This window comes from Heterorhizobium halophytocola, assembly GCF_017873095.1.
GTDB classification, from domain to species: domain Bacteria; phylum Pseudomonadota; class Alphaproteobacteria; order Rhizobiales; family Rhizobiaceae; genus Allorhizobium; species Allorhizobium halophytocola.
The window spans coordinates 207038-233048 of sequence record NZ_JAGGJU010000001.1; the positions used below are offsets into that span (position 1 = coordinate 207038).

The following is a 26011-nucleotide window of genomic DNA, read 5'->3' on the forward strand; positions in this document are numbered from 1 at the left end:
TTAACGGGTCTCTTCATGCGGATGATAGCACGCGGCCAGATGATCGGCAGAGGCCTGCCCCTCGTCAAGGCCGGGCACCCGGGTTTTGCACATATCCGTGGCGCGCGGGCAGCGGGCATAAAAGGCGCATCCCGGCGGCGGATGATAGGGATCCGGCAATTCGGTATTGGTGTCTTCCGGGATCAGCGACTTGCGCCCGGGAACCGGCGCCGAGCTCAAGAGCAGATGGGTATAGGGATGCCGCGGGTTGGAGAACACTTCCGCTGCCGGTCCGATCTCGACGATCCGGCCGAAATACATCACCGCCACCCGGTCGCTGATGCTTTCGACCACGGAAAGGTCGTGGCTGATGAACACATAGGTAAGGTCGAAATCCCGCTTCAGGCCGTCGAGGATGTTGAGGACCTGCGCCTGCACGGAAACGTCCAGCGCCGAGACCGGCTCGTCGAGAATGATCAGCTCTGGATCGGCGGCCAGCGCCCTTGCAATGCCGATGCGCTGCGCCTGCCCGCCGGAAAATTCGTGCGGGTAGCGATCGAGGAACTCAGGCGCAAGATTGACCGCCTCCATGATCTCGGCCAGCCGCCTTTGCCGCGCCGGCGCATCAAGCTTCAGCAGATGGATCAGCGGCGCTTCGAGAATGGTGCGGATGGTCTTGCGCGGATTGAGCGAGGCGACGGGGTCCTGGAAGACATATTGCACCTTGCGGGCAAGCGCCCGGTGATCGGTCCTGGCACGCGCCACCAGATCCTCGCCGGCAAGCGCGATAGTGCCGCCGGTCGGCCGGTCGAGACCGACGATCAGGCGCGCCAATGTCGACTTGCCGCAACCGCTTTCGCCGACCACGCCCAGCGTTTCGCCCTTGGCGACCGAGAGGTCCACGCCCTGGACGGCGTGTACCGCGGGCTTCACCTTGCCGAACAGGGTCTTGCCGCCGCCGAAACGGCGCTCCACCGAGGTGATTTCGAGCAGCGTCCTAGACATCGGCAGTCTCCCGGTTGACGGGATGCAGGCAGCGCACGCTCCGTCCCGTGCCAAGCGGCGCCATCGGGATTTCGCCCTTGCGGCAGTCCGGTTCTACCCGCGGACAGCGATCGGCAAAGGCGCAACCGGGCGGCAGCCGGTTGACCACCGGCGGACGGCCGGCAATTGCATCAAGCCTGCGGCCCGGTTCGCCCAGCGCCGGCACGCAGGCGATCAGCTTTGCGGTATAGGGATGGGCGGGTGCTGCCAAGATCTCCTCGGTGGTTCCGGTCTCGACGATCTTGCCGGCATACATCACCGCCACCCGGTCGCAGATCGCCGAGACGACGCCGAAATCGTGGGTGATGAACAGGATCGCGACATTGTGCTCGCGGCGCAGGGTGGCGAGCAATGACAGCACCTGCGCCTGCACCGTCACATCGAGCGCGGTTGTCGGTTCGTCGGCGATGATCATCTTCGCGTCGTTCGACAGCGCCATGGCGATGCAGACGCGCTGGCGCATGCCGCCGGACAGTTCATGCGGAAAGGCCTTCAGCCGCTCGCGCGGATTGGGGATACGGACCATGGCCAGCAGGTCCACCGCCCTGTCCTCGGCCTCCTTCCGGGACACCGGCTGATGCGCCTGGATCGCCTCGATCAGCTGGTCACCGACGGTAAACAGCGGGTGCAATGTCGAGAGCGGGTCCTGGAAAACATGCGACACGGTCGAGCCGCGCAGCCGGCGGATCTCCTCGTCCGACATCGAGAACAGATCGTCCCCTTGCAGCAGCGCCGCGCCGCCGACGATTTTCCCGGGTGGCGTCGGCACCAGCCCCATGATCGACATCGCGGTCACCGACTTGCCCGATCCGGATTCCCCGACGATGCCCAGACATTCCCCCTGCTTCAGCTGCAGGTCGACGCCGCCGACCGCCTTGTAGATATCGCCGCCGATGTGAAATTCGGTGCGCATGTCGCGCATGTCGAGCGTCATGTCGGGCGTTGCGGCAATCTGCGGCACCGTCTCGCGCATCACGGCGGTGCGGGCGACCGGCCGGGTCAGGGCGCCGGATTTCAGCCGCGGGTCCAGCACGTCGCGCACGCCGTCGCCGAGCAGGTTGATGCTCATCACCAGCACGAAGATCATCAGGCCGGGCACGATCGAGACATGCGGCGCGGTGAACAGGATCTTGCGCCCCTCCCCCAGCATCGAACCGAGATCGGCCTGCGGCGGCTGGGCGCCGAGGCCGAGAAAGGAGAGGCCCGCGGTTTCCAGGATCATCCAGCCGATCGTCGTCGACATGGTGATGATGATGATCGGCAGCACATTGGGCAGGATTTCGAGAAACAGGATCTGCGTGTGCGACTTGCCCGAGAGCCGCGCGGCATCGACGAATTCGCGCCGCGACAGGCCAACCGTGATGCCGCGGATATTGCGGGCGAAGAACGGAATGTTGACGACCGCGATCGCGTAGAGCGCGTTGAGCAGCCCCGGCCCGAGCGCCGCGACGATGGCAAGCGCCAGCAGGATGTAGGGAAAGGCCATCACCATGTCGATGCCGCGCATCAGCGCGCTGTCCACCCGCCCGCCGGCATAGCCGGCGACAAGCCCGATCAGCGAACCGAAAAAGGCGGCGATCAGGGTTGCCGATATGCCGACCGCCAGGCTGACGCGCGTGCCCCAGATAAGGCGGGACAGAATGTCACGACCGAGCGCATCCGTACCGAGCAGATGGCCGTCGGCCAGCACCGGCAGCAAACGGTCGGCCGGCGCGGTGGCGTTGGGGTCGGCGAGCGGCAGGATCGGCGCGGCAATCGCCAGCAGGATCGCGATCGCCAGCACGGCAAGGCCTGCCGATGCGAGCGTGTTGTTGGCCAGCAGCCGCCAGGCGCCGGGCCGGTTTTTCGGGCGGGCCACCTGCGGCTTCGTCTCCGCCATCGTATCGGCCATCAGCGTAACCTCGGATCAAGAATGGTCTGGATCACGTCGACCAGCAGGTTGAACAGCACATAGGCGGTCGCCACCACCAGCACGCCGCCCTGCACCAGCAGGAGATCGCGCGTCGAGATCGCCTTCACCAGCATCGAGCCGATGCCCGGCCACTGGAACACCGTCTCGATATAGACGGCGCCGCCGAGCACGAAGCCGGCCTGGATGCCGATCACCGGGATGACGCTGACGAGCGCCGCCTTGAAGGCGTGTTTGTAAATGACCTTGCGCTCGGTGAGCCCCTTGGCGCGCGCGGTGCGGATATAATCCTGCCGCAGCACCTCCAGCATCGAGGTGCGCGTCAGCCTGGCGATCACCCCGGTTGCCACGACCGCGAGGGTGAAAGCCGGCAGCGCCAGATGATGGAGCAGGTCTAAGAGATCGCCGCCGCCATAGATGGCGTACATGCCGCTTGGCGGAAACAGCCGCACCTTCACGGCAAAGACCAGAATGAGCAGAAGGCCGAGCCAGAAAGACGGCATGGAAATGCCGATCAGCACGACGAAAGTGATCGCCTTGTCGGCGAAGCCATACTGGCGCACGGCAGAGACGATGCCGGCAAGCAGGCCGAAGACCGAACAGAGGACCAGTGCGGGGCCGGCGAGAATGAGCGTTGCGGCGAAGCGCTCCAGCACCTCGTCGATCACCGGTCGGTTGAGCGTATAGGACCGGCCAAAATCGCCCTGCAGCATATTGCCGAGCCAGATGAAATATTGGCTGACGAGCGGCTTGTCGAGGCCGAGCTGCTGGTTGAGCTTGGCGACATTGTCAGGGGTGGCATAGGAGCCGAGAATGGCGAGTGCCGGATCGCCGGGGATCATCGCCATGATGACGAAGACGATGATCGACAGTCCGAAGATGACGGGTATGGCGGCGACGAGCCGTTTTGCGATATAGGCGGCCATGCTCCCGGTCCTTGTTGGCGAGGCTCAGGGCTCCCCGACGAACCGGGAAGCCCCTCAATAGTCAGCAGCTCAGGGCTTGGAGACCTTCTGCAGCATCAGGAAGAAGGACGGCTGCAGCTTGAAGTCGGCGACGCCGGCGCCGGTTACTGCATTCTGCTTCCAGTTGGCGACGAAGACCCAGGGCGCGTCGTCCTTCACGATCTGCTGCATTTCCTTGTAGAGCTTGGCACGCTCGGCCTGGTCGGTCGACTGGCGGGCCTTTTCCAGGAGGTCGTCGACCTTCGGGTTCGAATAATAGCCCGAGTTGAAGCCGCCCTTGTCGGGTAGCGCTTCCGACCGCAGCGCCAGGAACGGCAGGGTATCCGGGTCGTTGGTCATCCAGGCCATCTCGGCCATGTCGGCCTTGTCCTCGAGGCCGGGGTTCACCTTGCCGAGGAAGGTGTTCCACTCATAGGTCTCGATCTTGACCTTCATGCCGACGGCTTCGAGATCGGCCTGGATGGCGGTTCCCATGGCCATCGGGTCGAGCATGCCGGAGCCGCCTTCGGTGACGTAGAAGGTCAGTTCCTTGCCGTCATAGCCGGCGTCTTTCAGCAGCGCCTTGGCCTTGTCCGGATCGTAGGGATAGGGCTGCAGCTTCTCGTCATAGGCCCAGGCAAAGGCCGGCGGCGTCGGGCCGGCCGCGACATCGGCCGTACCCTGCAGGATATTGTCGACGAGCGCCTTCTTGTTGATCGCGTAATTGGCGGCCTGCCGGATCTTCTTGTCGGCGAAGGGACCTTCCTTGGTGTTGAGGATCAGGAACCAGAGATGCGGCCCGGCCTGCTCGTAGACCTTGAAATTTCCATCGTCGCGAAACTGCGCCAGATTGTCCGGCGGCACCTCGACCATGACATCGAGCCCGCCTGCCATCATTTCGGCGACCCGCGTATTGGCGTCGGTGATCGGCCGGAACACCACGGCTTCCAGCGGCGGTGCGCCGTCCCAGTAGTCCTCGTTGCGGGTGATCACCACCTTGGAATTGGATTCCCACTCGGCGAACTTGAACGCACCGGTGCCGCTCGGATGGCGACCGAAATCCTTGCCGTACTGCTTCACCGCCTCCGGCGAGACGATCAGGCCGGTCGGGTAGGCAAGGTTGGACAGGAAGGGTGCGTAAGGGTCGGAGAGATCGAATTCGACGGTCAGGTCGTCGATCACCTTCACCTCCTTCACGGTGGAGAAGAAGAAGGCGAGCGGAAACGGTCCCGTATCGTGCTGCGGATGGTCTTCCTTCAGCATGCGATCGAAATTGAACTTCACCGCTTCGGCATTGAACGGCGTGCCGTCATGGAAGGTCACGCCTTCCCGCAGCTTGAAGGTATAGGTCTTGCCGTCATCGGAGATGTCCCAGCTCTTGGCGAGCGATGGCTCGACCTCCAGAGTGCCGTCCTTGTAGCGGACCAGGCCGTCATAGAGATTGACCAGGATGCGGAAGTCGTTGACCGCCGTGTCGGCGGCCGGATCGAGCGATTTGGGTTCGGCGATCTGCCCGACGATCAAAACATTGGGCGGCGTCTGGCTGAAGGCCGGCGCTGCAAAGAGCAGAGAAGCCGCGGTCAGGGCCGCAGCGAGAAGCGTCTTCATGTCGTGTTCCCCTCATAATGGCGCTTGCCTCAATTAACTATGCAAAAATCCCGGATGACAAGTATTTATCATGATAAATTTGCCTCTCCAGCGAATTCGCTCATAATTTATGCACATCGAATTGACTGAGATATCGAAGGGGCACTCAATGACCAGCAAAACGGCAGAGATCAATTCCGCGCGGCTGAAGGCCCTGCTCGACGGGGTGAACGCCTTCGGCGCCAATCCTGCGACCGGCGGCTTCAACCGCCCCGGTTTCTCGGATGCGGACATGGCGGTACGCGACTGGTTGGCCGGGCAGATGGAGACGGACGGGCTGGCCGTCAGCCGCGACCAGGCCGGCAATCTCTTCGGCAGACTCGGCCCGGCAGAGGGCGCGTGCGTGATGGCGGGCTCCCATCTCGACACGGTGCCGGAGGGCGGCGCCTTCGACGGGGCGCTGGGGGTCGCAGTCGCGCTCGAATGCGCGCGCGCCATCCGCGACGCCGGGCTTGCGCTTGAAACCCCTCTCGTCGTCGTCGCCACATCGGAGGAAGAGGGCCGGTTCGGCGGCATGCTCGGATCCCAGACGATCAGCGGTCGCGTCACGCCGGACTGGATCAGGACGGCCGAAGACGCCGACGGCGTCCGGCTCGCCGACGCCGTGCGGGCACAGGACCTTGATCCTTCACGCCTTGGCGAAGCGGCCTGGCCGGCCGGCAGCATCAAGGCCTTCCTCGAACTGCATATCGAGCAGGGTCCGGTGCTGGAGAGCGAGGGACTGCCGATCGGCATCGTCGACGCGGTGTCCGGCGTGCTGGTGCTCGGCGTCACATTCCGGGGAACTGCCAACCATTCCGGCACGACGCCGATGCATCTACGCGCCGACGCCTTTCTCGGCCTTGCCGAAACCGGCAGCGCCATTCGCGGCGTGATCGACAGGGTCGGCTCTGACCAGTCGCGCGTCACCATCGGCAAGGTCGATCTGAAACCGAATTTTCCGCACACGATTGCCGGGGAAGCCGAGTTCACCATGATCATCCGCGATACGTCGGCGAAGGTCATGGCGGACCTGCGCGGCGAAATCGAAACGGCCATCCGGCAGGCGGCGATGAGCCATGGCCTGGCCTTCGATATCGAGGAACGCAGCCATCTGCCGCCGATGGCCCTTGATGCCGGCGTGCGCGATGCTATCGTTGCGACGGCAACCCGCCTGAACCTTCCCCACCGGATCATGCCGTCGGGCGCCGGACACGATGCCCAGACCATGCAGGCCTTTTGCCCGGCCGGCCTGATCTTCGTGCCGAGCCGCGGCGGCATCAGCCACGCGCCCGAGGAATGGACCGACTGGCCCCATATCGAAAAGGGCGCCGAACTGATGTTGAACACGATCTGCCGGCTGACAGGTGCTGCGGATCGAAGCCTCTGAAGGACAAGAGACCTGATGTGCAAGCAATGCGGCTACACCATCCACTCGGCACAGCACCATTTCGGCTGGGACAATGCGCTCAGCCCCGCCGAACGCGTCACGCCCGGCTCGACCATCCGGTTCGAATGCCTCGACGCCTCGGGCGGCTATCTCACCGCGCACAGCACGCTGGACGACCTGATCGCGCTTGATTTTTCCAAGACCAACCCGGTCTCCGGTCCGATCTATATCGAGGGTGCCGAACCCGGCGATGCGATCAAGGTGACGCTGGAAAGCTTCAAGCCCTCCGGTTTCGGCTGGACCGCCAATATTCCCGGCTTCGGGCTTCTGGCCGACCAGTTCGAGGACCCCGCGCTGACGCTCTGGAGCTATGACGCGACAGGGCTCACCCCTGCCCTGTTCGGCGACCATGCGCGCGTACCGCTGAAGCCGTTTACAGGCACGATCGGCCTGGCGCCCGCCGAACCCGGCCAGCACTCCGTCATCCCGCCGCGCCGCGTCGGCGGCAATCTCGACATCCGCGATCTCTCGGCCGGTGCCGAACTCTATCTGCCGGTGGAGGTTGCAGGCGCGCTGTTTTCGGTCGGCGACACCCATGCAGCCCAAGGCGACGGCGAGGTCTGCGGCACGGCGATCGAAAGTCCGATGGAGGTCGTGCTGACGCTCGATCTGGTCAAGAACGCCAATCTGAAAATGCCGCGCTTCACCACGCCCGGCCCCGTTACCAACCACCTCGACGCCAAGGGCTACGAGGTGACGACCGGTATCGGTCCGGATCTGATGGCGGGCGCGCGCGATGCCGTCTCCGGCATGATCGATCTTCTCTCGGCGCGCTACAAGTTGTCGCCGGTCGATGCCTACATGCTGGTCTCCACCTGCGGCGACCTCAGGATCAGCGAGATCGTCGACGCGCCGAACTGGGTGGTGTCCTTCTATTTTCCGCGTTGCGTCTTCGAATAAACCTTCAAGTCCGCCGGCCGACCGCGGTCTTCAGGACTGCGGTCCGAGTTCCTCGTTCTCGATATCCGGCGTCAGCGCCTGCTCGGCCTCCACCGTCTTCTGCCGGGTAAAGCCCTTGATGCCCTCGGCCGTTGCCTCGAAGTCGCGCTTGATCGTCACCGGGCTCGAGACATAGGCGGTCACCAGTTCGGAGAGCGAGCGCAGCGCATGCATATGGATGCGCTCATAGCCATGCGAGGCGTCGACACCGAAGGTGATCAGCGCCGTGCGCACATCGGCGCCGGCCTCCAGCGCGCTTGCCGAATCCGACCGGTAATAGCGAAACACGTCCTTCTGGTAGCGGATATCGTTATCCCGGCAGAGTTCGACCAGCCGCTTCGTCAGGTGATAGTCGAACGGCCCGGTCTGGTCGGCCATGGCGATCGTCACGCCGAATTCGGAGGAATTCTGCCCCGGCGCCGACGTACCGTTGTCGATCGCCACCATCGAGGCGACGTTCGGCGTCAGGATCGAGGCCGCGCCGACCCCGACCTCTTCTGCGATGGTGAACAGGAAGTGGATGTCGACCGGCGTCACCGCATGTTCCTGCTGCAGCGCCTTGAGCGCTGTCAGGGCGACCGCGACGCCCGCCTTGTCGTCGAGATGGCGTGAGACGATGAATCCGTTATCGATGAATTCCGGCTGCGGGTCGATGGCGACGATATCGCCGATATCGATCTGCAGCCGTTCGAGATCAGCCGCGTCGCGAGCCATGGCATCGACCCTGAGTTCGACATAGTCCCAGCCGACCGGCAGCGTGTCGACCTCGTCGTTGAACGTATGGCCGGACGCCTTCAGCGGCAGGATGGTGCCACGATAGGCCCCCTTCTCGGCAAAGATCGTCGCCCGCGCCCCCTCGGCGAAACGGGCAGACCAGTGACCGACCGGCACGAGGGCCAGACGGCCATTGTCCTTCAGCGCCTTGACCTGCGCCCCCAGGGTATCGAGATGGGTGACGATGGCGCGGGCTCCCTCCCGACGGGACCCCTGGCGCACCACGCGGATCGCCCCGCGCCGCGTCAGTTCCGCTTCGAGCCCCATCTTCTCGAGCTCGCGCGTGACGAAGCGGACAACCGTGTCGGTATAGCCCGTCGGACTGGGGATCGAGAGCAGTTTGCCCAGGGTCTCCAGCAGGTAGTCGGTGTCGATCGGCAGGCGCGTCATGTCTCCCCCAGAAAAAAATTAGAAGTCCTTATACAGTGTAGGGACTGAGCCTGCCGGTGAAAGGGGCAGACCGATATTTCTCGTTCGTCGTCCCCGACCGATTGCCGTTTTGCAACGCCATGGACGCCTGTCTCCGCCCGGTGCGCCGATCTCGGCAAAGGGGCAGGCGCAACAACCGAGCACTCACTTGCGGAAGCGAGTCCGCACGTCCGGAACATGCCTCAATGGCGCTCTTGCCGCTTCGGCCAGGTGAAGCGGAATGTCGTGCCGGCGCCTTCCTCCGAATGCACGCGGATCGTGCCGCCGAAGAGTTCGATGTGCTTCTTGACCACGGCGAGCCCCATGCCGCTGCCTTCCACCTGGTCGCGCGGCCGCAGGGTCTGGAACATCTTGAACACCGTCTCGTGATAGGCGGGCGCAATGCCCGGCCCGTCGTCGCTGACGGTGAAGACGAAGAAGCTCGCGGTTTCCTCCGCGCCGATCGAGACCGTACCCTGTTGCTTGTCGTGATGCTTCACCGCATTGGAGACGAGGTTCAGGAAGATCTGCTGCAGCGGCATGCGGTGCAGTTGCAGGTGGTCGAAGGCCGGGGAAACTTCGATGCGAAACGCCTCCGGCAGATTGAGCAGCGCGGTCACGTCGCGCATCAGCGTCTCGCCGCTGATCTTTTCGTGGTAGCGCTCGTCATCCAGCCGGTTGATCCGGGCATAGTCGAGAAGATCGTCGAGCAGCCGCTCCATGCGCTGCACCCTGCCCCGCAGAAGGCCCATGTTTTCTGTAATCTCTTCCGTCAGGTCGTCGCCCAGATCCTCCTCGATCCATTTGGAGGCATTGTCGATGACCCGCAGCGGCGCCTTCAGATCGTGGGCCGCGACATGGGCGAATTCCTCCAGTTCGCCATTGGAGCGGACCAACTTGTCGATCAGTTTCTCGCGCTCCGACAGCAACCGGTTGAAGGCACGCGAGAGTTCACCGATCTCGTCGTTCTCTCCCTCCGGCAGTTCGAGCCTCCCGCTCGCCCCATCCGCACCGCGGATCGTCTCGGTCATCTGCGCCAGGCGGCGGGTCAGTAGCGTGCCGAAGGCGAAGGCGGCCAGGAGCGAGATGGCGACAAGGACCGTGCCAATCACCACCGTCTCGCGCAGGCCGACATAGGCCGGCGCCAGAAGCGCGGCCAGGGGCACGCGGATCGCCGTGCCGATCTCGTGCGCCGTTTCGGACGGCGAAATACCGAGCCTGACGAAATAGTAGAGGTCGTCGTCGGTGTGATATTCCTGTTCGGCCTGCTCGCCCGGCCCGAAATAGTTCTGGAAGACCGGCGGCGGGCGGCTGTAGTTCTCGTGGAATTCGAGCGGCTCGAGCCCCGCGCCGGGCTTCCGCCGCATATAGTCGCCGGCCGAATTGATCACCGTCACCTCGCGGTTCGACGGTACCTGATCGAAAGTCTCCTCCAGCAGCGAGGCATAGTCGGCATTGATGACGATAAGACCGAATTCCCGTCCCTGCTCATCGTAGACCGCAAGGGCAACTCTAATGGTCGGGACCTTCGGCAGCACGATCTGGCCCTGCTCGCGATTATAGGTCACATCGGAGTAATAGACCCGGCCCGGCGGCAGCGCCACGGCAGCGGAGAAATAAGGTTCGCCAGCCTTGCGTTGATAGTCGTCCCGCGAAACGACCTCGATGCCCTTTGCGGTCTTGTTGACCCGCACCAGTTCCCGCCCACCATCGGCCAGACCAATATAGCGCGCTTGCGTATAGGCGGGCCGCAGTTCCAGCAGGCCGGTGAAGATCGTTTCCAGCCGCTGGCGCCATTGCTGCTCCGTCGAGCCGGAGTCCCGGTCCACGCCGCCGAAACGGCTTGCCCGGATCATGCCGGGGACCGGCGGCGTATGGGCCAGCAGCCGCACATCGGCCTGCAGGCCCTCATAGGCGGCGGTGAATTTCAGCGCGACGAGCCGGGTCTCGCCCGCCAGCGCCTCGATCGCGCTTTCGACGATCACCTGGCGCAGGCGCAGATAACCGGCAGCCCCGATGGTGACGGTGCCGAACAATGTCACAAGGCAGATCAGCAGCAGCAGCTTGACGCGCAACGTGCGCGGCTCGAGCCCGACTAGCACGGTCTTCAATCGGTCGAGGCCGCTCTTTTGTCGCCGCGGAACACCGGTGATTTTCCCCCTTGAAACCGACACGGTTTCTCCCCTCCTCGGTCCCCCGACCATTACCCTTTGCCGCCAGACACTGGCCGCATCAGATAACACAAAGCGTCGCTTCACAACTCCTCATATACAGTGACCTGCCGCAAGCGCTCGACGCGGGCGCCTCCAAGCATCGGCGCCAAGGATCGGCGTGAAGGCGAAGGAGATGCTCCAAAGCATATGCATCCGCGATAGCGAATATAGACGCAATACGATGCTTCAACACGCGGGTTCGGCGCATCGAACATTCTCATATGCTCGGAAAGCCAAGCAATTATATTTCAAGATTGTGCATCATAATTTCGTTATTGAACAATTTAGGCTCTCCTTCCGCGATTGGGCATAATTTAGGCAGGCGCCATCTTTCACCGCGCAGTTTTCCCCGATAAGAGGGGGGCGCCCGAGCGCTGGGTTGGCATTCGAGAAGGATCCGACCTCGCCGCTCGAGCCATGAAGGGGTATTTGACGCGCGGACGAAAAAGGGAGCAGCCGCCCCTGATAAAAAGAGCCGTCGTCATTTCGATCGACAACAACCGGCTGGCACGTGTCTACGGACGTCCATGCCATGGGAGACAAGAATGAAAACGAAACTCGCCTTTGCTGCAGCTGCCCTGCTCGCGGCATCGTTCCTTTCCAGCGCCGCCAGCGCAAAGACCTTCGTCTATTGCTCGGAAGGTTCGCCGGAAGGCTTCGACCCGGGCCTCTACACCGCCGGCACGACCTTCGATGCCGCAGCCCACACCGTTTACAACGGCCTGCTCGAATTCGAGCCGGGCACGACCAACCCGGTTCCGGGCCTGGCCGAGAGCTGGGACATTTCCGAGGACGGCACCGTCTACACCTTCCACCTGCGCAAGGGCGTGAAGTTCCAGACGACCGAGTATTTCACGCCCTCGCGTGACCTCACCGCCGACGACGTTGTCTTCTCGATCGATCGCCAGATCAACAAGGACAACAAGTGGAACCAGTATGTTGCCGGCGCCTCCTGGGAATATGCCGAAGGCATGGGTTTCCCCGGCCTGATCAAGTCGATCGAAAAGGTCGATGATCTTACCGTCAAGGTGACGCTGAACCGTCCGGAAGCACCCTTCCTCGCCGACCTGGCAATGCCCTTCTCCTACATCCTGTCGAAGGAATATGCCGACAAGCTCGAAGCTGACGGCAAGATGGAGCAGATGAACCAGCAGCCGCTCGGCACCGGTCCGTTTGCCTTCGTCGCCTACCAGCAGGATGCCGTCATCCGCTACAAGGCCAACCCGGACTACTGGGACGGGGCGCCGAAGATCGACGATCTGGTCTTCGCCATCACCACGGATGCCGCCGTTCGCTACCAGAAGCTGAAGGCCGGCGAATGCCAGCTGATGCCGTATCCGAACGCTGCCGACGTCGAATCGATGAAGGCCGATCCGAACCTGAAGGTTCTGGAGCAGGAAGGCCTGAACGTCGCCTACATGGCCTACAACACCACCCAGGCGCCGTTCGACAAGCCGGAAGTGCGCAAGGCGCTCAACATGGCGATCAACAAGGACGCCATCGTCGACGCCGTGTTCCAGGGCATGGCCAAGCCCGCCACCAACCCGATCCCGCCGACCATGTGGTCCTACAACAAGGACATCAAGGACGACGCCTACAACCTCGACGAAGCCAAGAAGATGCTGGCCGATGCCGGCGTCAAGGATCTGTCGATGAAGATCTGGGCCATGCCCGTTTCGCGTCCCTACATGCTGAACGCCCGCCGTGCGGCCGAAATCATGCAGGACGACTTCGCCAAGATCGGCGTCAAGGTCGAGATCGTATCCTACGAGTGGGCTGAATATCTGCAGCGCTCGAAGGAGAAGGATCGCGACGGTGCGGCCATGCTCGGCTGGACCGGCGACAATGGCGACCCGGACAACTTCCTCGACACCCTGCTCGGCTGCGATGCCGTCGGCGGCAACAACCGTGCGCAGTGGTGCAACGAAGACTTCGACAAGCTGGTGAAGAAGGCCAAGGCGACCTCCGACAAGGCGGAACGCACCAAGCTCTACGAGCAGGCGCAGGTCATCTTCAAGGAACAGGCACCCTGGGCCACCATCGACCACTCGCTGTCGATCGTTCCGATGCGCAAGGAAGTCACCGGCTTCACCCAGAGCCCGCTCGGCGACTTCAAGTTCGACAAGGTCGACATCTCCGAGTGATCAAGGCTTTTTAGCTTGACAGAGGGCCGCGGGATTTGCCAATTCCGCGGCCTTCGCACAAAGACCAGGGCACACAAGAAGACATGGCCCGGTCATGAGATGGCGTTCCTGACGATGAGACATCGTCGAACAGCCAGACATCCAAGAAGAAGATAAAGCAGGTCCACCTTATGTTTGGCTTTCTTCTGCGACGCCTCGCAGTCCTGATCCCGACCTTTATCGGGGTATCCGTCATTGCCTTCCTGTTCATCCGCCTGTTGCCCGGCGATCCGGTGGCGCTGCTGTCCGGCGAGCGCGTCATGTCGCCCGAGCGCCATGCGGCGATCAGCCACGAGCTCGGCCTCGACCGCGCCCTGGTGTTCCAGTATTTCGACTATCTGAAGGGCGTGCTGACCGGTGACTTCGGAACCTCGATCGTCACCAAGAAGCCGATCCTGCAACAGTTCCTGACACTGTTTCCGGCAACCGTCGAACTGTCGCTCTGTGCCATCATCCTGGCCATCGTGATCGGCATTCCGGCCGGCATCATCGCCGCGATCAAGCGTGGCACGGTGGTCGACCAGTCGATGATGGGGGCGGCCCTTGTCGGCTATTCCATGCCGATCTTCTGGTGGGGCCCGCTGCTGATCATCCTGTTTTCCGGCATCCTGCAATGGACACCGGTATCGGGCCGCATCTCGCTGATGTATTTCTTCCCGCCGGTCACCGGCTTCATGCTGATCGACAGCCTGCTCTCCGGCCAGAAGGGCGCCTTCGCCTCGGCCGCAAGCCACCTGATCCTGCCCTCCGTGGTGCTCGCCACCATTCCGCTCGCAGTCATCGCGCGCCAGACCCGCTCGGCCATGCTGGAAGTGCTGTCGGAGGACTACATCCGCACCGCCCGCGCCAAGGGCCTGGCACCTCTGCGTGTCGTCGGCCTGCATGCATTGCGCAATGCGATGATCCCGGTGATCACCACCATCGGCCTGCAGATCGGCGTGATGCTGGCAGGTGCGATCCTGACCGAGACCATCTTTTCCTGGCCGGGCATCGGCAAGTGGATGGTCGACAGCGTGTTCCGGCGCGACTATCCGGTCATCCAGGGCGGCCTTCTGCTGATCGCCGGCATCATCATGATCGTCAACCTGATCGTCGATGTGCTGTACGGCCTGATCAACCCCCGCATCCGCCACTAGAAGAAGAAGGATAAAATCCCCATGGCAGATCTGTCACAAATCGACAACGAGGTCGCTCCGACCACATCGGCCGCCATGCGCCGGCAGATGCTCAAGGAATTCTGGTTCTATTTTTCCGAGAACCGTGGCGCCGTCCTCGGACTGGTGATCTTTCTGGCGCTGATCTTCATCGCCGTCTTCGCCCATTTCGTCGCCCCGCATTCGCCCTTCGAGCAGTACCGCGATTCCATCCTGATGCCGCCGGCCTGGTCCGAGGGCGGCAAGGCGACCTTCCTGCTCGGCACCGATGCCGTCGGCCGCGACATCCTTTCGCGCCTGATCTTCGGCGCGCAATATTCGCTGTTCATCGGCGTCTTCGTCACCACCATCGCGCTGTCGACCGGCATCATCGTCGGCCTGATCGCCGGCTATTATCGCGGCTGGGTGGACACCATCATCATGCGGCTGATGGACATCGTGCTGGCCTTTCCCTCGCTGCTTCTGGCCCTCGTGCTGGTGGCGATCCTGGGCCCCGGCCTCACCAATGGCATGATCGCCATCGCGCTCGTCATGCAGCCGCATTTCGTCCGCCTCACCCGTGCGGCCGTGATGTCGGAAAAGAACCGTGACTACGTGACGGCCTCCAGGCTTGCCGGTGCCGGTCCGCTGCGTCTGATGTTCCGCACGATCCTGCCCAACTGTACCGCGCCGCTGATCGTCCAGGCGACGCTCTCCTTCTCCAACGCCATCCTCGACGCGGCGGCGCTGGGCTTTCTCGGCATGGGCGCCCAGCCGCCGGCACCGGAATGGGGCACGATGCTCGCCGAAGCGCGCGAATTCATCCTGCGCGCCTGGTGGGTGATCACCTTCCCGGGTCTCGCGATCCTGATCACCGTTCTTGCCATCAACCTGATGGGCGACGGCCTGCGCGATGCGCTCGATCCCAAGATGAAGAGGTCCTGATCATGGCGCTGCTTGAAATCGAAAACCTGACGGTCGAATTCGAGACCGCCACCGGCTGGTTCAAGGCCGTCGACGGCGTATCGCTGTCGGTCGAGCCCCGCGAAGTGCTGGCGATCGTCGGCGAAAGCGGCTCGGGCAAATCCGTCTCGATGCTGGCCGTCATGGGCCTGCTGCCGGATACGGCGAAGATCACCGCCGACACGATGCTGTTCCAGGGCACCGACATCCAGCAGATGTCGGCCGCCGAACGGCGCAAGCTGATCGGCAAGGACATGGCGATGATCTTCCAGGAGCCGGTCGCCAGCCTTAACCCGTGCTTCACCGTCGGCTTCCAGATCGAGGAAGTGCTGCGCATCCACATGGGCCTTGGCCGCAAGGAGCGCCGCCAGCGCGCCATCGAGCTGTTCGAACTGGTCGGCCTGCCCGATCCGGCAGAGCGCCTCGGCCATTTCCCGCACCAGATGTCGGGTGGCCAGTGTCAGCGCGTGATGATCGCGATTGCCATCGCCTGCGATCCAAAGCTGCTGATCGCCGACGAGCCGACGACCGCCCTCGACGTGACGATCCAGAAGCAGATCCTCGATCTGCTGATGACGCTGCAGGCCGAGACCGGCATGGGGCTGATCATGATCACCCACGACATGGGCGTGGTGGCGGAAACCGCCGACCGCGTCATCGTCCAGTACAAGGGCCGCAAGATGGAAGAGGCCGACGTGCTGTCGCTGTTCGAAGCCCCGAAGAACGCCTACACCAAGGCGCTTCTCTCGGCACTGCCGGAAAACGCGACCGGAAACCGTCTGAGCACGGTGTCCGACTTCATGGCCCAGGAAAGCGCCGGAGGCGTTCAATGAACCCCGTATCCCAGACTTCCGCCACGCCGATGCTGGAGATCCGCGACGTCAAGCGCGACTACCATGTCGGCGGCGGCCTGTTCAAGGCGGACAAGACCGTGCATGCCGTCAAGGGCGTCTCGTTCAAGCTGGAGACCGGCAAGACGCTGGCCATCGTCGGCGAGAGCGGTTGCGGCAAGTCGACGCTTGCCCGCATCCTGACCTTCATCGACGAGCCGACCTCGGGCGAGATCCTGATCGACGGGCACAAGGTCGACACGCGTCCCGGCCACCTGACGCAGGAGATGCGCCAGAAGGTGCAGATCATCTTCCAGAACCCCTATGGCTCGCTCAACCCGCGCCAGAAGATCGGCGACGTGCTCGGCGAACCGCTGGCGATCAATACCAAGATCTCCACGGCCGAGCGTCGCGACCGGGCGATCGAGATGCTGGTCAAGGTCGGGCTCGGTCCGGAGCACTACAACCGCTATCCGCACATGTTTTCGGGCGGCCAGCGCCAGCGCATCGCCATTGCCCGCGCGCTGATGCTGAACCCGACACTGCTGGTGCTCGATGAACCGGTCTCGGCCCTCGACCTCTCGGTCCAGGCCCAGGTGCTGAACCTGCTCGCCGACCTGCAGGAAGAGTTCGGCCTGACCTATGTCTTCATCAGCCACGATCTCTCGGTGGTCAAATATATCGCCGATGAAGTGATGGTGATGTATTTCGGCGAAGCGGTGGAATATGGCAGCCGCGAAGCGGTATTTGCCGATCCGAAGCACGACTACACCAAGACCCTGTTTGCCGCGACGCCCCGCGCCGACGTCGCATCCATCCGCGCCCGCATCGCGGCCAAGCAGGCCATGGCCGGCTGACGAAATTTCGGTGCCGCCCCGTGCGGCACCGGCTCGTCCCGTACCTGCCGCATTTCCGACCCAGCCTTCTCGCCACCGCCCTATCCACCTTCGCAGATGCAACATATGCGCGAAGCGTTATCCAATTGCGCCGTATACGCTTTCATGCAACAACTGATACGTGCGGTCGGCTGGGGAGCGCTGACTGTACGGGAATGCAGGCATGCTATCCGGTGGCGGAGGAGACGGTCCAATCAAAGGGCCGCTGTCACGGGAGGATACGACGACACGTCTTGGGAGGACAAAGCCATGCAACGGATGCAAATGTCCGTGGAGCCGCTTTCGATCCGATCCGCATTGGTGATCGATGATCACCCGCTCTATTGCGACGCCCTTGTGACGACCATGGAGCATGTTTTCAATGCGCGGCAGGTTCGAACAGCAGCCACCATCGGGGAAGCGATGCAGCAATTGCGTCAACGCTTCCAGCCAGATCTCATCATACTCGACCTCAATCTGCCCGACAGTTCGGGCCTCAGTGGCTTCCTGAAGCTGAAGGAACGGATGCCGGACGTCCCGGTGGTCGTGATCTCGGCGCTTGCCAGCGAAACCGTCATCCACTCGGCGATTTCGGCCGGGGCAGCCGGATTCATCCCCAAGGACGCAGGACGCCAGACCTTCCACGATGCGATGATCGACATCTGGAACGGCAAGATCTACGTGCCGCCGGGCTATCACGCGCCGCCCAAACAGGGGGCCGGCGACAGCACCGTCGAGGATGTGTCGCGCCGGATCGCCCATCTGTCGCAGCAGCAAACGCGCATCCTTGCGCTGATCTGCGAGGGCCTGCCCAACAAGCTGATTGCCTACGAAATGCAGCTCGCCGAAGCGACGGTGAAGGCGCATATCACAGCCCTTCTGCGACGTCTGGGCGTGCACAACCGGACGCAGGCCGCCATGCTGGTGCGTGAAGTCTTCATCCGCCACAGCCTGCACTGACGGAGGCAGCGGCATGACGGTGCGGCTTCGACCGGACGGCCACTCCGGTGGCATGGATGCATGCGTTTCCCCTGCCCCTGCCGGGGCGCGCGAATCCGCCGAGCGCGAGCGGCAGGGGTTTACCGACCATCCGCCCGAGACAATTCGCATTGCCGTCTCGCGAGCGGCAACGCCGCGTGCAGCCCTCGACGAGATCGCAGCCGGGCTGAAGGGCATGCGTCCGAGCTTCGTCAATCTGCTCATCCCCGACCGGCTCGACCCGGACGGCCTGCAGACCGCTCTGCCGCTTGCCCTGCCCGACACGCTGGTGTTCGGCTGCTCGACGGCCGGGCAGATTACGCCGAAGGGTTACGAGAACGACGCGCTGGTGGCGATCGCCTTCGACAGGCGGCATTTCCGCGTCGCCTCGGCCCTGTTTTCGCCGCTCGCCCCGCTGTCCATCGCCGACGTGGTCGCCCGCACCGACAAGCTGCTCGACCAGTTCGGGACCACGCCGGGCTGGAAACGGCTGGCGCTGATCTTTGCCGACGGCCTGTCGAAGCAGGAGGATGTGCTGGTGGCCGCGCTCGAGGCGGGGCTCACCGACATCCCGGTGTTCGGCGGCTCGGCCGGTGACGGCATGCGGTTTCAGCGCACCCGCGTGCTGCGCAATGGCGAACTCGTCTCCAATGCCGCGCTCCTGCTGCTGGTCGAGACCGACCTGGAGTTCCGCGGGCTCGGCTTCGATCACTTCCAGCCGACCGATCGGCGCATGGTGGTGACGGAGGCGGTGGCAGAGGAACGCCTGGTGCTGGAACTCAACGGCGCGCCGGCGGCGGTCGAATATGCCCGACTGGTCGGCGTTTCGGTCGACGCGCTGTCGCCGACGATCTTTGCCGAAAACCCCGTTCTGGTGCGCAATGGCGATCTTTACCATGTGCGCGCCATCCAGCAGAACCATGACGGTCACGGCCTCACCTTCCTGTCCGCGATCGACAATGGCCTGCTGCTGACGCTCGGGCGCGGCAAGGAGATCATCCGCACGCTGGAGAGCGGCCTCAGCATCCGCGACGAGAGCGGCGGCGAGCCGGACTTCATTCTCGGCTTCGACTGCTATCTGCGCAAGCTCGAGATCGAGCGCAAGGAACTGGCGGGACAGGCGTCGGATGTCTTCCGCACGCATCGTGTCATCGGCTTCAATACCTATGGCGAGCAGCATCTCGGCGTCCACGTGAACCAGACCTTCGTCGGCGTCGCCTTCTTCCGCCCGGACCGGAGGCTGCCGTTGTGATCGTCGATCCGAACGACCCTTGCGAGGTTCAGGTCGCCAAGCAGTCGAAGATCATCGAGGCGCTGATCGCCAGAGCCGAACGCGGTCATGAAGTGGGCGTCAGCGCCTATTCGCTGTTCCAGTCGGCCATCAGCCTGCAGGCCAAGGTCTGGGAGAAGACGAAGGACCTGGAGCGCGCGCTCGACACGCTCGGCAAGGCATCGAGCGAGCTGGAGGTCGCCTACCGCACCCAGGAGCGGATGCAGCACAATCTGGCCGATGCCATGGTGGCGATGGACAACGGCTTTGCCCTGTTTACCGAGGAGCGCCTGCAGGTCTGCAACACCCAGTTCCGCACGCTGCTGCCGGATGTCGAACCGCTGATCAAGCCGGGCCTCGACTTCAACAGCTATCTCGCCGCCTTCAACGAAAGCCGCTATCTCGATCCCGAACGATCGAAATCGGCGCCGCAGCCGGATGCTCATGCGGCGATCTCCGGCCCCGCGGGCGGCAAACGCTTCTCGTCCTTCGTCGTGGCCCTGAGGACCGACCGCTGGTACCAGATCTCGCATCGCCAGACGAGTTCCGGCAGCATCGCCGTGCTGCAGACGGAAATCACCGATCTCGTGCGCGAGAACCTGCGCGAGAAGGAAAGGCTGATCGACCAGCAGGCGCATCTGCTGCAGGCCGCCTTCGAGCACATGTCGCTCGGCGTCGGCACCTTCTCGTCGCGCGGCGAGCTGCTGGTGTGCAATGAGCGCTTCGGCCATCTGCTGGGGCTCGGCCGGCCGCTGCTGAGAAAGGGGGCCCGGTTCCAGCGGCTGATCGAGCATATCGAGCGGCACGGCATCCTGGAGAAGACCGAGGGCATCGATCTCGCCGCCTGGATCCGCACCGTGCTGCGTGGCGGCAATGTGCGCCAGCGGCTGCGGCGCCTCGACGGCATCGTGCTCGACATGAACCTGCATTCGCTGCCCGACGACGGCTGCATCGTCTCGATCATGGATGTGACGGCCGAAACCGAGGCGGCGGCCCTGTTGGAAGCCCGGGTGCGCGAACGGACCGCCGAACTGACGGAGGCCAATCGCAGTCTCAAGATCCACGCCGCCCGGCAGGCGAAGATCGAGGCGGACCTGCGCCTTGCCAAGGAGGCGGCCGAGACCGCCCACACTTCCAAGACCCGGTTTCTCGCCGCCGCCAGCCATGATCTGCTGCAGCCGATCAACGCTGCCAAGCTCTATCTCTCGACGCTCGCCGACACGGTGCATGAACGCGAGCCGCGGGATGTCGTCGACAGGCTCAACCGCTCCTTCGCCTCGATCGAAAGCCTGCTGCAGGCGCTGCTCGACATTTCCAGGCTCGACAGCGCCGGCGCGGAATTCAACGTCACCGGCTTCGAGATCGGCGCGGTGCTGGAAACGCTTGGCGAAGATCTCGCGCCGCTTGCCAGCGAGAAGGGGCTGGACCTCGTCATCGTTCCCTCCTCGCTTACCGTTACCAGCGACCGGCGCTATCTTTCGCGCTGCCTGCAAAACCTGATCGTCAATGCCATCCAGTATACCGCCAGGGGCCGCATACTTGTCGGCTGCCGCAGACGCGGGACGACGCTTTCGATCCAGGTATTGGACACGGGGTCGGGCATTTCGCTGGAGGATCAGGAACGGATTTTCGGCGAATTCGCCCGCGGCATGGGCAGCGGCGGCGGCGGCATGGGGCTCGGCCTGTCGATCGTCGAACGGGCCTGCCGCCACCTGAACCACCGGATCGGCCTCACCTCCCGGCTTGGCCACGGCTCGATGTTCTCGATCGACGTGCCGATTGCCGCCCCCTCCTGCCGGATCGAGCACAGGCCACCGCGGCTGGTCGCCATGCCCGAGGCCAGTCTGGACCTGATCGTCATGGTGATCGAGAACGACGAGGACGAGCGCCACGCGATGACCCAGAAGCTGGAAAGCTGGGGCGCCAGCGTGCTGGCGGCAGGCTCGACCAAGGAAGCCGAAGAGCTGACCGAGGCGATCGGTACGCCGCCCGACATCATTCTTGCCGACTATCACCTCGACGACGGGGACACCGGGCTGGTTGCGATCCGCGCCCTGCGCCGCGGCGCGCGGCGCGAGATCCCGGCCATCCTGATCACCGCCAACCGCCAGCATCCCTTCGCCCGCGAGGAGGACGCCCAGTCGATCACGGTAATGACCAAGCCCGTGCAACTCGTGCGGCTGCGCGCCCTGATCGACTGGATGACCCGTGCGCGGGTCGCCTAGGCGCGTGTCATCGTTGCGCGCAATAAGACCAATGTCGGCGGTGACATGCGCGATGCGGGGATTAGCATCCTTCTGGAGAAGAGGAGTTGTCATGCGCCTGCCCGTCCTGATCCTTACGATTGCCGCCTGTCTGCCGCCGGCCGGCGCGAAGGCGCAGACGGCCTATCAGCTGTTGTTCCGGCCGGGAACGCTGTCCTCCATGGAGGGCGCGACGCAGGCCGGTGTGACGCTGAGGCCCGGCGACATGATCGTCTATGACAGCCGCCACTCGCAGACGCCGACAGAGGCCGCCCTGACGGAGAAGGTGACGCTGACCTTGCTGACGCCGACCGAGGCGGATCTGCGTCTGGAACGCGGCGCCAGGCACCGCTCGCTTGGCCGGTTTCCCGCACGGGTCGGCAACCCGATGGTGATGTATTTTCTCGAGGGCGTGCTGAAGGACATCTCCGACGAGACCGGGGGCAGCCCGTTCTACCTGCGCAACCGGTTGAAGGAAGCGCTCGGCAAGACCGTCGATGCCGCTGCGGGCTCGGCACGCTTTGAAGGCCGCGAGATCGCAACCCGCAAGGTAACGATGACGCCGCTCATCGACGCCGGCGAGCGCCGCAAGCTTGGCCGCTTCGCCGGGCTGGAGGTCACCGTGATCACCTCAAACGAGGTGCCGGGCGGCTATCTGAGTTTCGTCGCCAGGGCACCCAAGGGGGAACGGCAAGGGGGCGCCGCCTACGAGGCAAGCATCACGCTGCAGCCGTCACCGGACGCCGGGGCGGTGGTGCGATGACCGCTCGTCCTCTGATCGGCGCCCTTGTCTGCCTTCCCCTTCTGACCGGCGCCGCCTCCGGCCTTGCCCAGGACATGCCGGCCAGTCTCAACGACTACCCGACGGATGTGCGCGCCGACTATGTCTTCGGCTGCATGGCGGCCAACGGCCAGGGGCAGGATATCCTGAGGAAATGCGCCTGCTCGATCGACACCATCGCCTCGATCCTGCCCTATGACCAATATGTCGAGGCCGAGACGGTGCTCTCCCTGCAGCAGGGCAGCGGCGAGAACCTCTCGCTGTTCAAATCCGCCGTCTTTGCCCGCGACATGGTCGCCGACCTTCGCCGCGCCCAGGCGGAAGCCGAGATGCTGTGCTTTTGAGCAAGCTCGGCCGGCGCCGGTTCCAAGTACCGTGAATCCGCCCGCCGTCTCGAATGACGCAGTCGCGAAATATCATCGCTGATGCAGAGCCATCACGCCGGTGTGCCGAGCGGCAGGTCGCGGTCGAAGACATTGCCGTCGGTATCGACCGCGTGCACCGAAAGGCTCGGGGCGCCGTTGTCGTGGAAGGAGAAGCGGAAGGCGGGGTTCTCGCTGATCGAGATGCCGCCGTCGATGGCAAACAGCAGGTCCTTACCCTGACGGACTTCCAGCGTGTGGATGAACTGCGCGCCGATGAACAGATGGGTGATCTGGTCGCGCTGGAGGCCTGAATAATTGGGGTGGCGGATCATCAACTGCACGTCGCGGCGTGGCCCTGCGCTATCGAACACGCGCAGCTTCATCTCGCCCATGCCGGCCTTTGCCGTTTCCGGATCCTTGGTCGCTGGCGCCGAACAGCCGCCGGAGGCCTTGACGAAGCGGCCGGTCATGTATTCGCCGGCGGTCGTGCTGACCACGGCGCGAACATTGGAATACTGGTTCACCCGGATCCGCGTTTCGAATTTCAACGGCAGCATCGCCGCCCCGAAGCGGATGTCGGCGGCAAGCGGCGACGGGTTCTCGTCGATGATCAGCTTGACCGCGCGGATCGCGTCCGCATGGCCCGGGGCCTCGTTCAGCGTCAGCGGCACGGTCGCCGCATCCTCGGCGCGGTACGGCAGACCAATCGTCAAAAAGCTCTCGGCGCTTTTCGGCTCGGCCGTGCCGATCAGATCCGCCTTGATCTCGTTCCAGGTGTCGCTGGTGGTCATCGGATTGGCGGACTGGCTGATGGCGGCCGGCGACTGTCGCGCGTCCTCGGCCTGCGCGGTCGTTGCGACAAGCGCCGTCAGCATGACAAGGATGGACCGCATGGCGTGGCTCCTCCGATCGTCGGGATCGCCCGGCGGCGCATTGCCGGCCGGTCTTTCGCGTTTACGGGATTATACGGCCGATGCCGGATGGCCTGAACCGCGCCTTTCGGATGTATTGCGCCATGGGTGTTGCCATCGGAGCCTCGGGTCTTCGCTTGCGACAGAAAGACCGCCATGTTCGAAGCCTTCATCGTCCTTTGCGCACTCACGACCGGCGCGACACCGGCTTCGGACGGGCCCGGCAATGCCTGTCGCTCCGCGCTCCTGCCCGGGCACAGGGCAAGCAGCGAGGCGGCCTGCATGGCATTTCTCGGCGGGCCATTGCCCGACTGGACCCGACAGCCTGCCATCCGGCCGAGCATCCCGTTCTGCTCCGACCAGATACCGCGCCCCCTTTCCGTGTCCGAGGTCGCGCCCGGCGTGTTTGTCCATGAAGGCAAGGTCGAGGAGGTCTCGCCGGATAATGCCGGCGACATCGCCAATCTCGGCTTCGTCATCGGCGACACATCGGTGGCGGTGATCGATGCGGGCAGTTCGCGGCAAATTGCCGAGGTCCTCTATGCCGCGATCCGGACGGTCACGGAAAAGCCGATCTCCCACCTGGTGCTGACCCACATGCATCCCGATCACGTGATGGGGGCGGCGGTGTTTCGCGAGGCGGGTGCCACGATCGTCGGCGCCGCGACGCTGCCGCGCGCGCTGGCCGACCGGGCCGAGACCTATAACGAAAATACCCGTCGCGACATGGGCGACAGGGCATTCCTCGGCACCACGATCGTGATGCCCGACAGGCTGGTCGAGGGCGGCATGCAGATCGATCTCGGCCGGCGCCGGCTTGTGCTTCAGACCTGGCCGACAGCGCATACGACCAATGACCTGACGGTGCTCGACGCAGACACCGGAATGCTGTTTGCCGGCGACCTGCTGTTTGACCGGCATACCCCCTCCCTCGACGGCTCGCTGATCGGATGGCTTGCCGTGCTCGACGACATGAAGACGCTTGACGCCCGCCGGGTGGTTCCGGGCCATGGACGGCCGCTGCTGCCCTTTCCGGACGCCCTCGAGCCGGAGAAGCGCTATCTCGACACCCTGGCGCGGGACACGCGGGCGGCCATTGCGGCCGGCAGTCCGCTTTCCGCGGCAACAAAGGGGATCGCCGCTGGCGAGCGCGAGAACTGGCGCCTTTTCGACCTCTACAACCCGCGCAATGCGACGACCGCCTATACGGAGCTTGAATGGGAGTGATCGACAATCTTCGTCGACATATCACAATAAGAAAGCAAGCTAACCATATGTTTGCACATCGATAGATGAGATTTCATATTACGCATACTTCTTAAAGTGATATGTGAGCTTTGCGCCCTCCCCTACCCCACGAAGGGCACTGCAGGGTATTGGCAGACGTGAGGCCTGCGAGGACGTAGAGGCCTAGTTTGTCACCCGCTGCTGCAGCAGTTTGGCAATCGCATAGGCACGCTTTTCCAGGATCACCGGCGTCTCGCAGACATAGGTCAGCGCCTTGGACCGATCGTGGTAGATCCGCTCGTCCCAGTCGATCTGTTGCTCAAGCTTGTCCATGCCGTCGAAGTCCTTGCTCTTGGCGGCGGTCATGGCCTCCATCTTGTCCTGGTTCACCTTGATCCGCTCCGCCATGGCCGTCTGGTTCTGCGCATAGCGCACGATGCCCCGTATCACCCTCTGGCGACGCTCCGAGATCTGGTCGAACACCGTGTAGAAGATCGTGCCGAAAAGATCGGGATCCGCTTTCGGGTTTGCCGTGGCGAAGTCCGCCACCAAGGTCGCGGCCTGGTCGAGCCCGACCCGGCGCAAGGAGAGCTGCGCCGCCAGATCCTGCGCCGCCTGAGGCAGACTGATCTTGCTGACCGGCTGCGGCCACATCAGGGCTGGCGAAAGCTGGTCGACGCGGCGCTGTATGCACGGCCAGTCCGGGTCCGAAAAACCATCGGAATAGGCCGGCTCAGAGCCCAGAAGAAGGGGCGCCATGATGGCCGCAAGAGGTAGCCATTTTGGCCTAAGTCGGTGCCACGACAAGTTTTTTCGCATCAAGATGGTTCCCTCTCCGGCCTCCATGGTCAAGTATAGGCCCGAAGGGGGTGAGTCCAAAGGCGGTTGCGCACACACTAAGGTCGCAATTGTCACGGCGCTTTCCCGCTTTGTAATGTGCCTCCCAACCTGCGGGAGGCAGGTGTT

21 protein-coding genes are annotated in these 26011 nt (G+C 63.7%); 13 read left to right on the top strand and 8 right to left on the bottom strand.

Annotated features, from left to right (window positions below; genetic code table 11):
- The 4 genes from J2Z17_RS01005 to J2Z17_RS01020 all read right to left on the bottom strand — a co-directional run bounded on the left by J2Z17_RS01005 (nucleotide 1) and on the right by J2Z17_RS01020 (nucleotide 5484).
- Complete coding sequence (locus J2Z17_RS01005) at nucleotides 1–984, bottom strand: ABC transporter ATP-binding protein (protein WP_209941386.1); 984 nt, start codon at nucleotides 982–984, stop codon at nucleotides 1–3.
- A complete protein-coding gene (locus J2Z17_RS01010; protein ID WP_209941388.1) occupies nucleotides 977–2914 on the bottom strand; it encodes a dipeptide/oligopeptide/nickel ABC transporter permease/ATP-binding protein in 1938 nt (645 codons plus the stop codon). The genes J2Z17_RS01005 and J2Z17_RS01010 overlap by 8 nt, the downstream gene beginning before the upstream one ends.
- On the bottom strand, nucleotides 2914–3858 hold the full coding sequence (locus J2Z17_RS01015; protein ID WP_209941390.1) for an ABC transporter permease: 945 nt from the start codon (nucleotides 3856–3858) through the stop codon (nucleotides 2914–2916). The genes J2Z17_RS01010 and J2Z17_RS01015 overlap by 1 nt, the downstream gene beginning before the upstream one ends.
- Before the next feature lie 69 nt (nucleotides 3859–3927).
- Nucleotides 3928–5484: an ABC transporter substrate-binding protein gene (locus J2Z17_RS01020; RefSeq protein ID WP_209941392.1), complete on the bottom strand. Its 1557-nt coding sequence runs from the start codon at nucleotides 5482–5484 to the stop codon at nucleotides 3928–3930.
- Nucleotides 5485–5632: 148 nt separating this feature from the next.
- Here J2Z17_RS01020 and J2Z17_RS01025 point away from each other — a divergent pair, with 148 nt between their 5' ends.
- Nucleotides 5633–6892, top strand: a complete 1260-nt coding sequence (locus tag J2Z17_RS01025) for a Zn-dependent hydrolase (RefSeq protein WP_209941394.1) — start codon at nucleotides 5633–5635, stop codon at nucleotides 6890–6892.
- Between the two features lie 15 nt (nucleotides 6893–6907).
- Entirely contained in the window at nucleotides 6908–7852 is a 945-nt protein-coding gene (locus tag J2Z17_RS01030; RefSeq protein ID WP_209941396.1) for an acetamidase/formamidase family protein, read from the top strand.
- Nucleotides 7853–7882: 30 nt separating this feature from the next.
- On the opposite strand, the gene J2Z17_RS01035 is transcribed toward J2Z17_RS01030, so the two are convergent.
- A complete protein-coding gene (locus tag J2Z17_RS01035) occupies nucleotides 7883–9055 on the bottom strand; it encodes an osmoprotectant NAGGN system M42 family peptidase (protein ID WP_209941398.1) in 1173 nt (390 codons plus the stop codon).
- Nucleotides 9056–9276: 221 nt separating this feature from the next.
- Nucleotides 9277–11175 (bottom strand): sensor histidine kinase, encoded by a 1899-nt coding sequence (locus J2Z17_RS01040; RefSeq protein WP_342454356.1) that lies wholly within the window; start codon nucleotides 11173–11175, stop codon nucleotides 9277–9279.
- 656 nt (nucleotides 11176–11831) lie between these two features.
- On the opposite strand from J2Z17_RS01040, the gene J2Z17_RS01045 reads away from it, so the two are divergent.
- The 10 genes from J2Z17_RS01045 to J2Z17_RS01090 all read left to right on the top strand — a co-directional run bounded on the left by J2Z17_RS01045 (nucleotide 11832) and on the right by J2Z17_RS01090 (nucleotide 22886).
- Entirely contained in the window at nucleotides 11832–13430 is a 1599-nt protein-coding gene (locus J2Z17_RS01045) for an ABC transporter substrate-binding protein (protein ID WP_209941402.1), read from the top strand.
- Between the two features lie 170 nt (nucleotides 13431–13600).
- A complete protein-coding gene (locus tag J2Z17_RS01050; RefSeq protein WP_209941405.1) occupies nucleotides 13601–14605 on the top strand; it encodes an ABC transporter permease subunit in 1005 nt (334 codons plus the stop codon).
- A gap of 21 nt (nucleotides 14606–14626) precedes the next feature.
- Nucleotides 14627–15547 carry an ABC transporter permease subunit gene (locus tag J2Z17_RS01055; protein ID WP_209941407.1) on the top strand — a complete coding sequence of 307 codons (921 nt, stop codon included), beginning with the start codon at nucleotides 14627–14629 and terminating at the stop codon, nucleotides 15545–15547.
- A gap of 2 nt (nucleotides 15548–15549) precedes the next feature.
- On the top strand, nucleotides 15550–16398 hold the full coding sequence (locus J2Z17_RS01060; RefSeq protein ID WP_209941409.1) for an ABC transporter ATP-binding protein: 849 nt from the start codon (nucleotides 15550–15552) through the stop codon (nucleotides 16396–16398).
- Nucleotides 16395–17252, top strand: coding sequence for a dipeptide ABC transporter ATP-binding protein (locus J2Z17_RS01065; RefSeq protein WP_209941413.1), 858 nt, complete (start codon nucleotides 16395–16397; stop codon nucleotides 17250–17252). Before J2Z17_RS01060 ends, J2Z17_RS01065 begins: the two co-directional genes overlap by 4 nt.
- 288 nt (nucleotides 17253–17540) lie before the next feature.
- The gene (locus J2Z17_RS01070) at nucleotides 17541–18230 is read left to right on the top strand and encodes a response regulator (RefSeq protein ID WP_209941414.1); all 690 of its coding nucleotides are present in this window, start codon (nucleotides 17541–17543) and stop codon (nucleotides 18228–18230) included.
- A gap of 13 nt (nucleotides 18231–18243) precedes the next feature.
- Nucleotides 18244–19500: an FIST N-terminal domain-containing protein gene (locus J2Z17_RS01075; RefSeq protein WP_245223789.1), complete on the top strand. Its 1257-nt coding sequence runs from the start codon at nucleotides 18244–18246 to the stop codon at nucleotides 19498–19500.
- Nucleotides 19500–21743: a hybrid sensor histidine kinase/response regulator gene (locus tag J2Z17_RS01080; RefSeq protein ID WP_209942187.1), complete on the top strand. Its 2244-nt coding sequence runs from the start codon at nucleotides 19500–19502 to the stop codon at nucleotides 21741–21743. The genes J2Z17_RS01075 and J2Z17_RS01080 overlap by 1 nt, the downstream gene beginning before the upstream one ends.
- Before the next feature lie 91 nt (nucleotides 21744–21834).
- The gene (locus J2Z17_RS01085; RefSeq protein ID WP_209941415.1) at nucleotides 21835–22524 is read left to right on the top strand and encodes a hypothetical protein; all 690 of its coding nucleotides are present in this window, start codon (nucleotides 21835–21837) and stop codon (nucleotides 22522–22524) included.
- A complete protein-coding gene (locus tag J2Z17_RS01090) occupies nucleotides 22521–22886 on the top strand; it encodes a hypothetical protein (protein ID WP_245223790.1) in 366 nt (121 codons plus the stop codon). Before J2Z17_RS01085 ends, J2Z17_RS01090 begins: the two co-directional genes overlap by 4 nt.
- Before the next feature lie 92 nt (nucleotides 22887–22978).
- Here J2Z17_RS01090 and J2Z17_RS01095 read toward each other — a convergent pair whose 3' ends face one another.
- The gene (locus tag J2Z17_RS01095) at nucleotides 22979–23800 is read right to left on the bottom strand and encodes a quinoprotein dehydrogenase-associated SoxYZ-like carrier (RefSeq protein WP_245223791.1); all 822 of its coding nucleotides are present in this window, start codon (nucleotides 23798–23800) and stop codon (nucleotides 22979–22981) included.
- A 300-nt stretch (nucleotides 23801–24100) separates the two neighbouring features.
- On the opposite strand from J2Z17_RS01095, the gene J2Z17_RS01100 reads away from it, so the two are divergent.
- Nucleotides 24101–25045, top strand: coding sequence for a quinoprotein relay system zinc metallohydrolase 2 (locus J2Z17_RS01100; protein WP_245223792.1), 945 nt, complete (start codon nucleotides 24101–24103; stop codon nucleotides 25043–25045).
- A gap of 183 nt (nucleotides 25046–25228) precedes the next feature.
- On the opposite strand, the gene J2Z17_RS01105 is transcribed toward J2Z17_RS01100, so the two are convergent.
- The gene (locus J2Z17_RS01105) at nucleotides 25229–25804 is read right to left on the bottom strand and encodes a hypothetical protein (RefSeq protein WP_245223793.1); all 576 of its coding nucleotides are present in this window, start codon (nucleotides 25802–25804) and stop codon (nucleotides 25229–25231) included.
- Nucleotides 25805–26011: the final 207 nt, after the last annotated feature.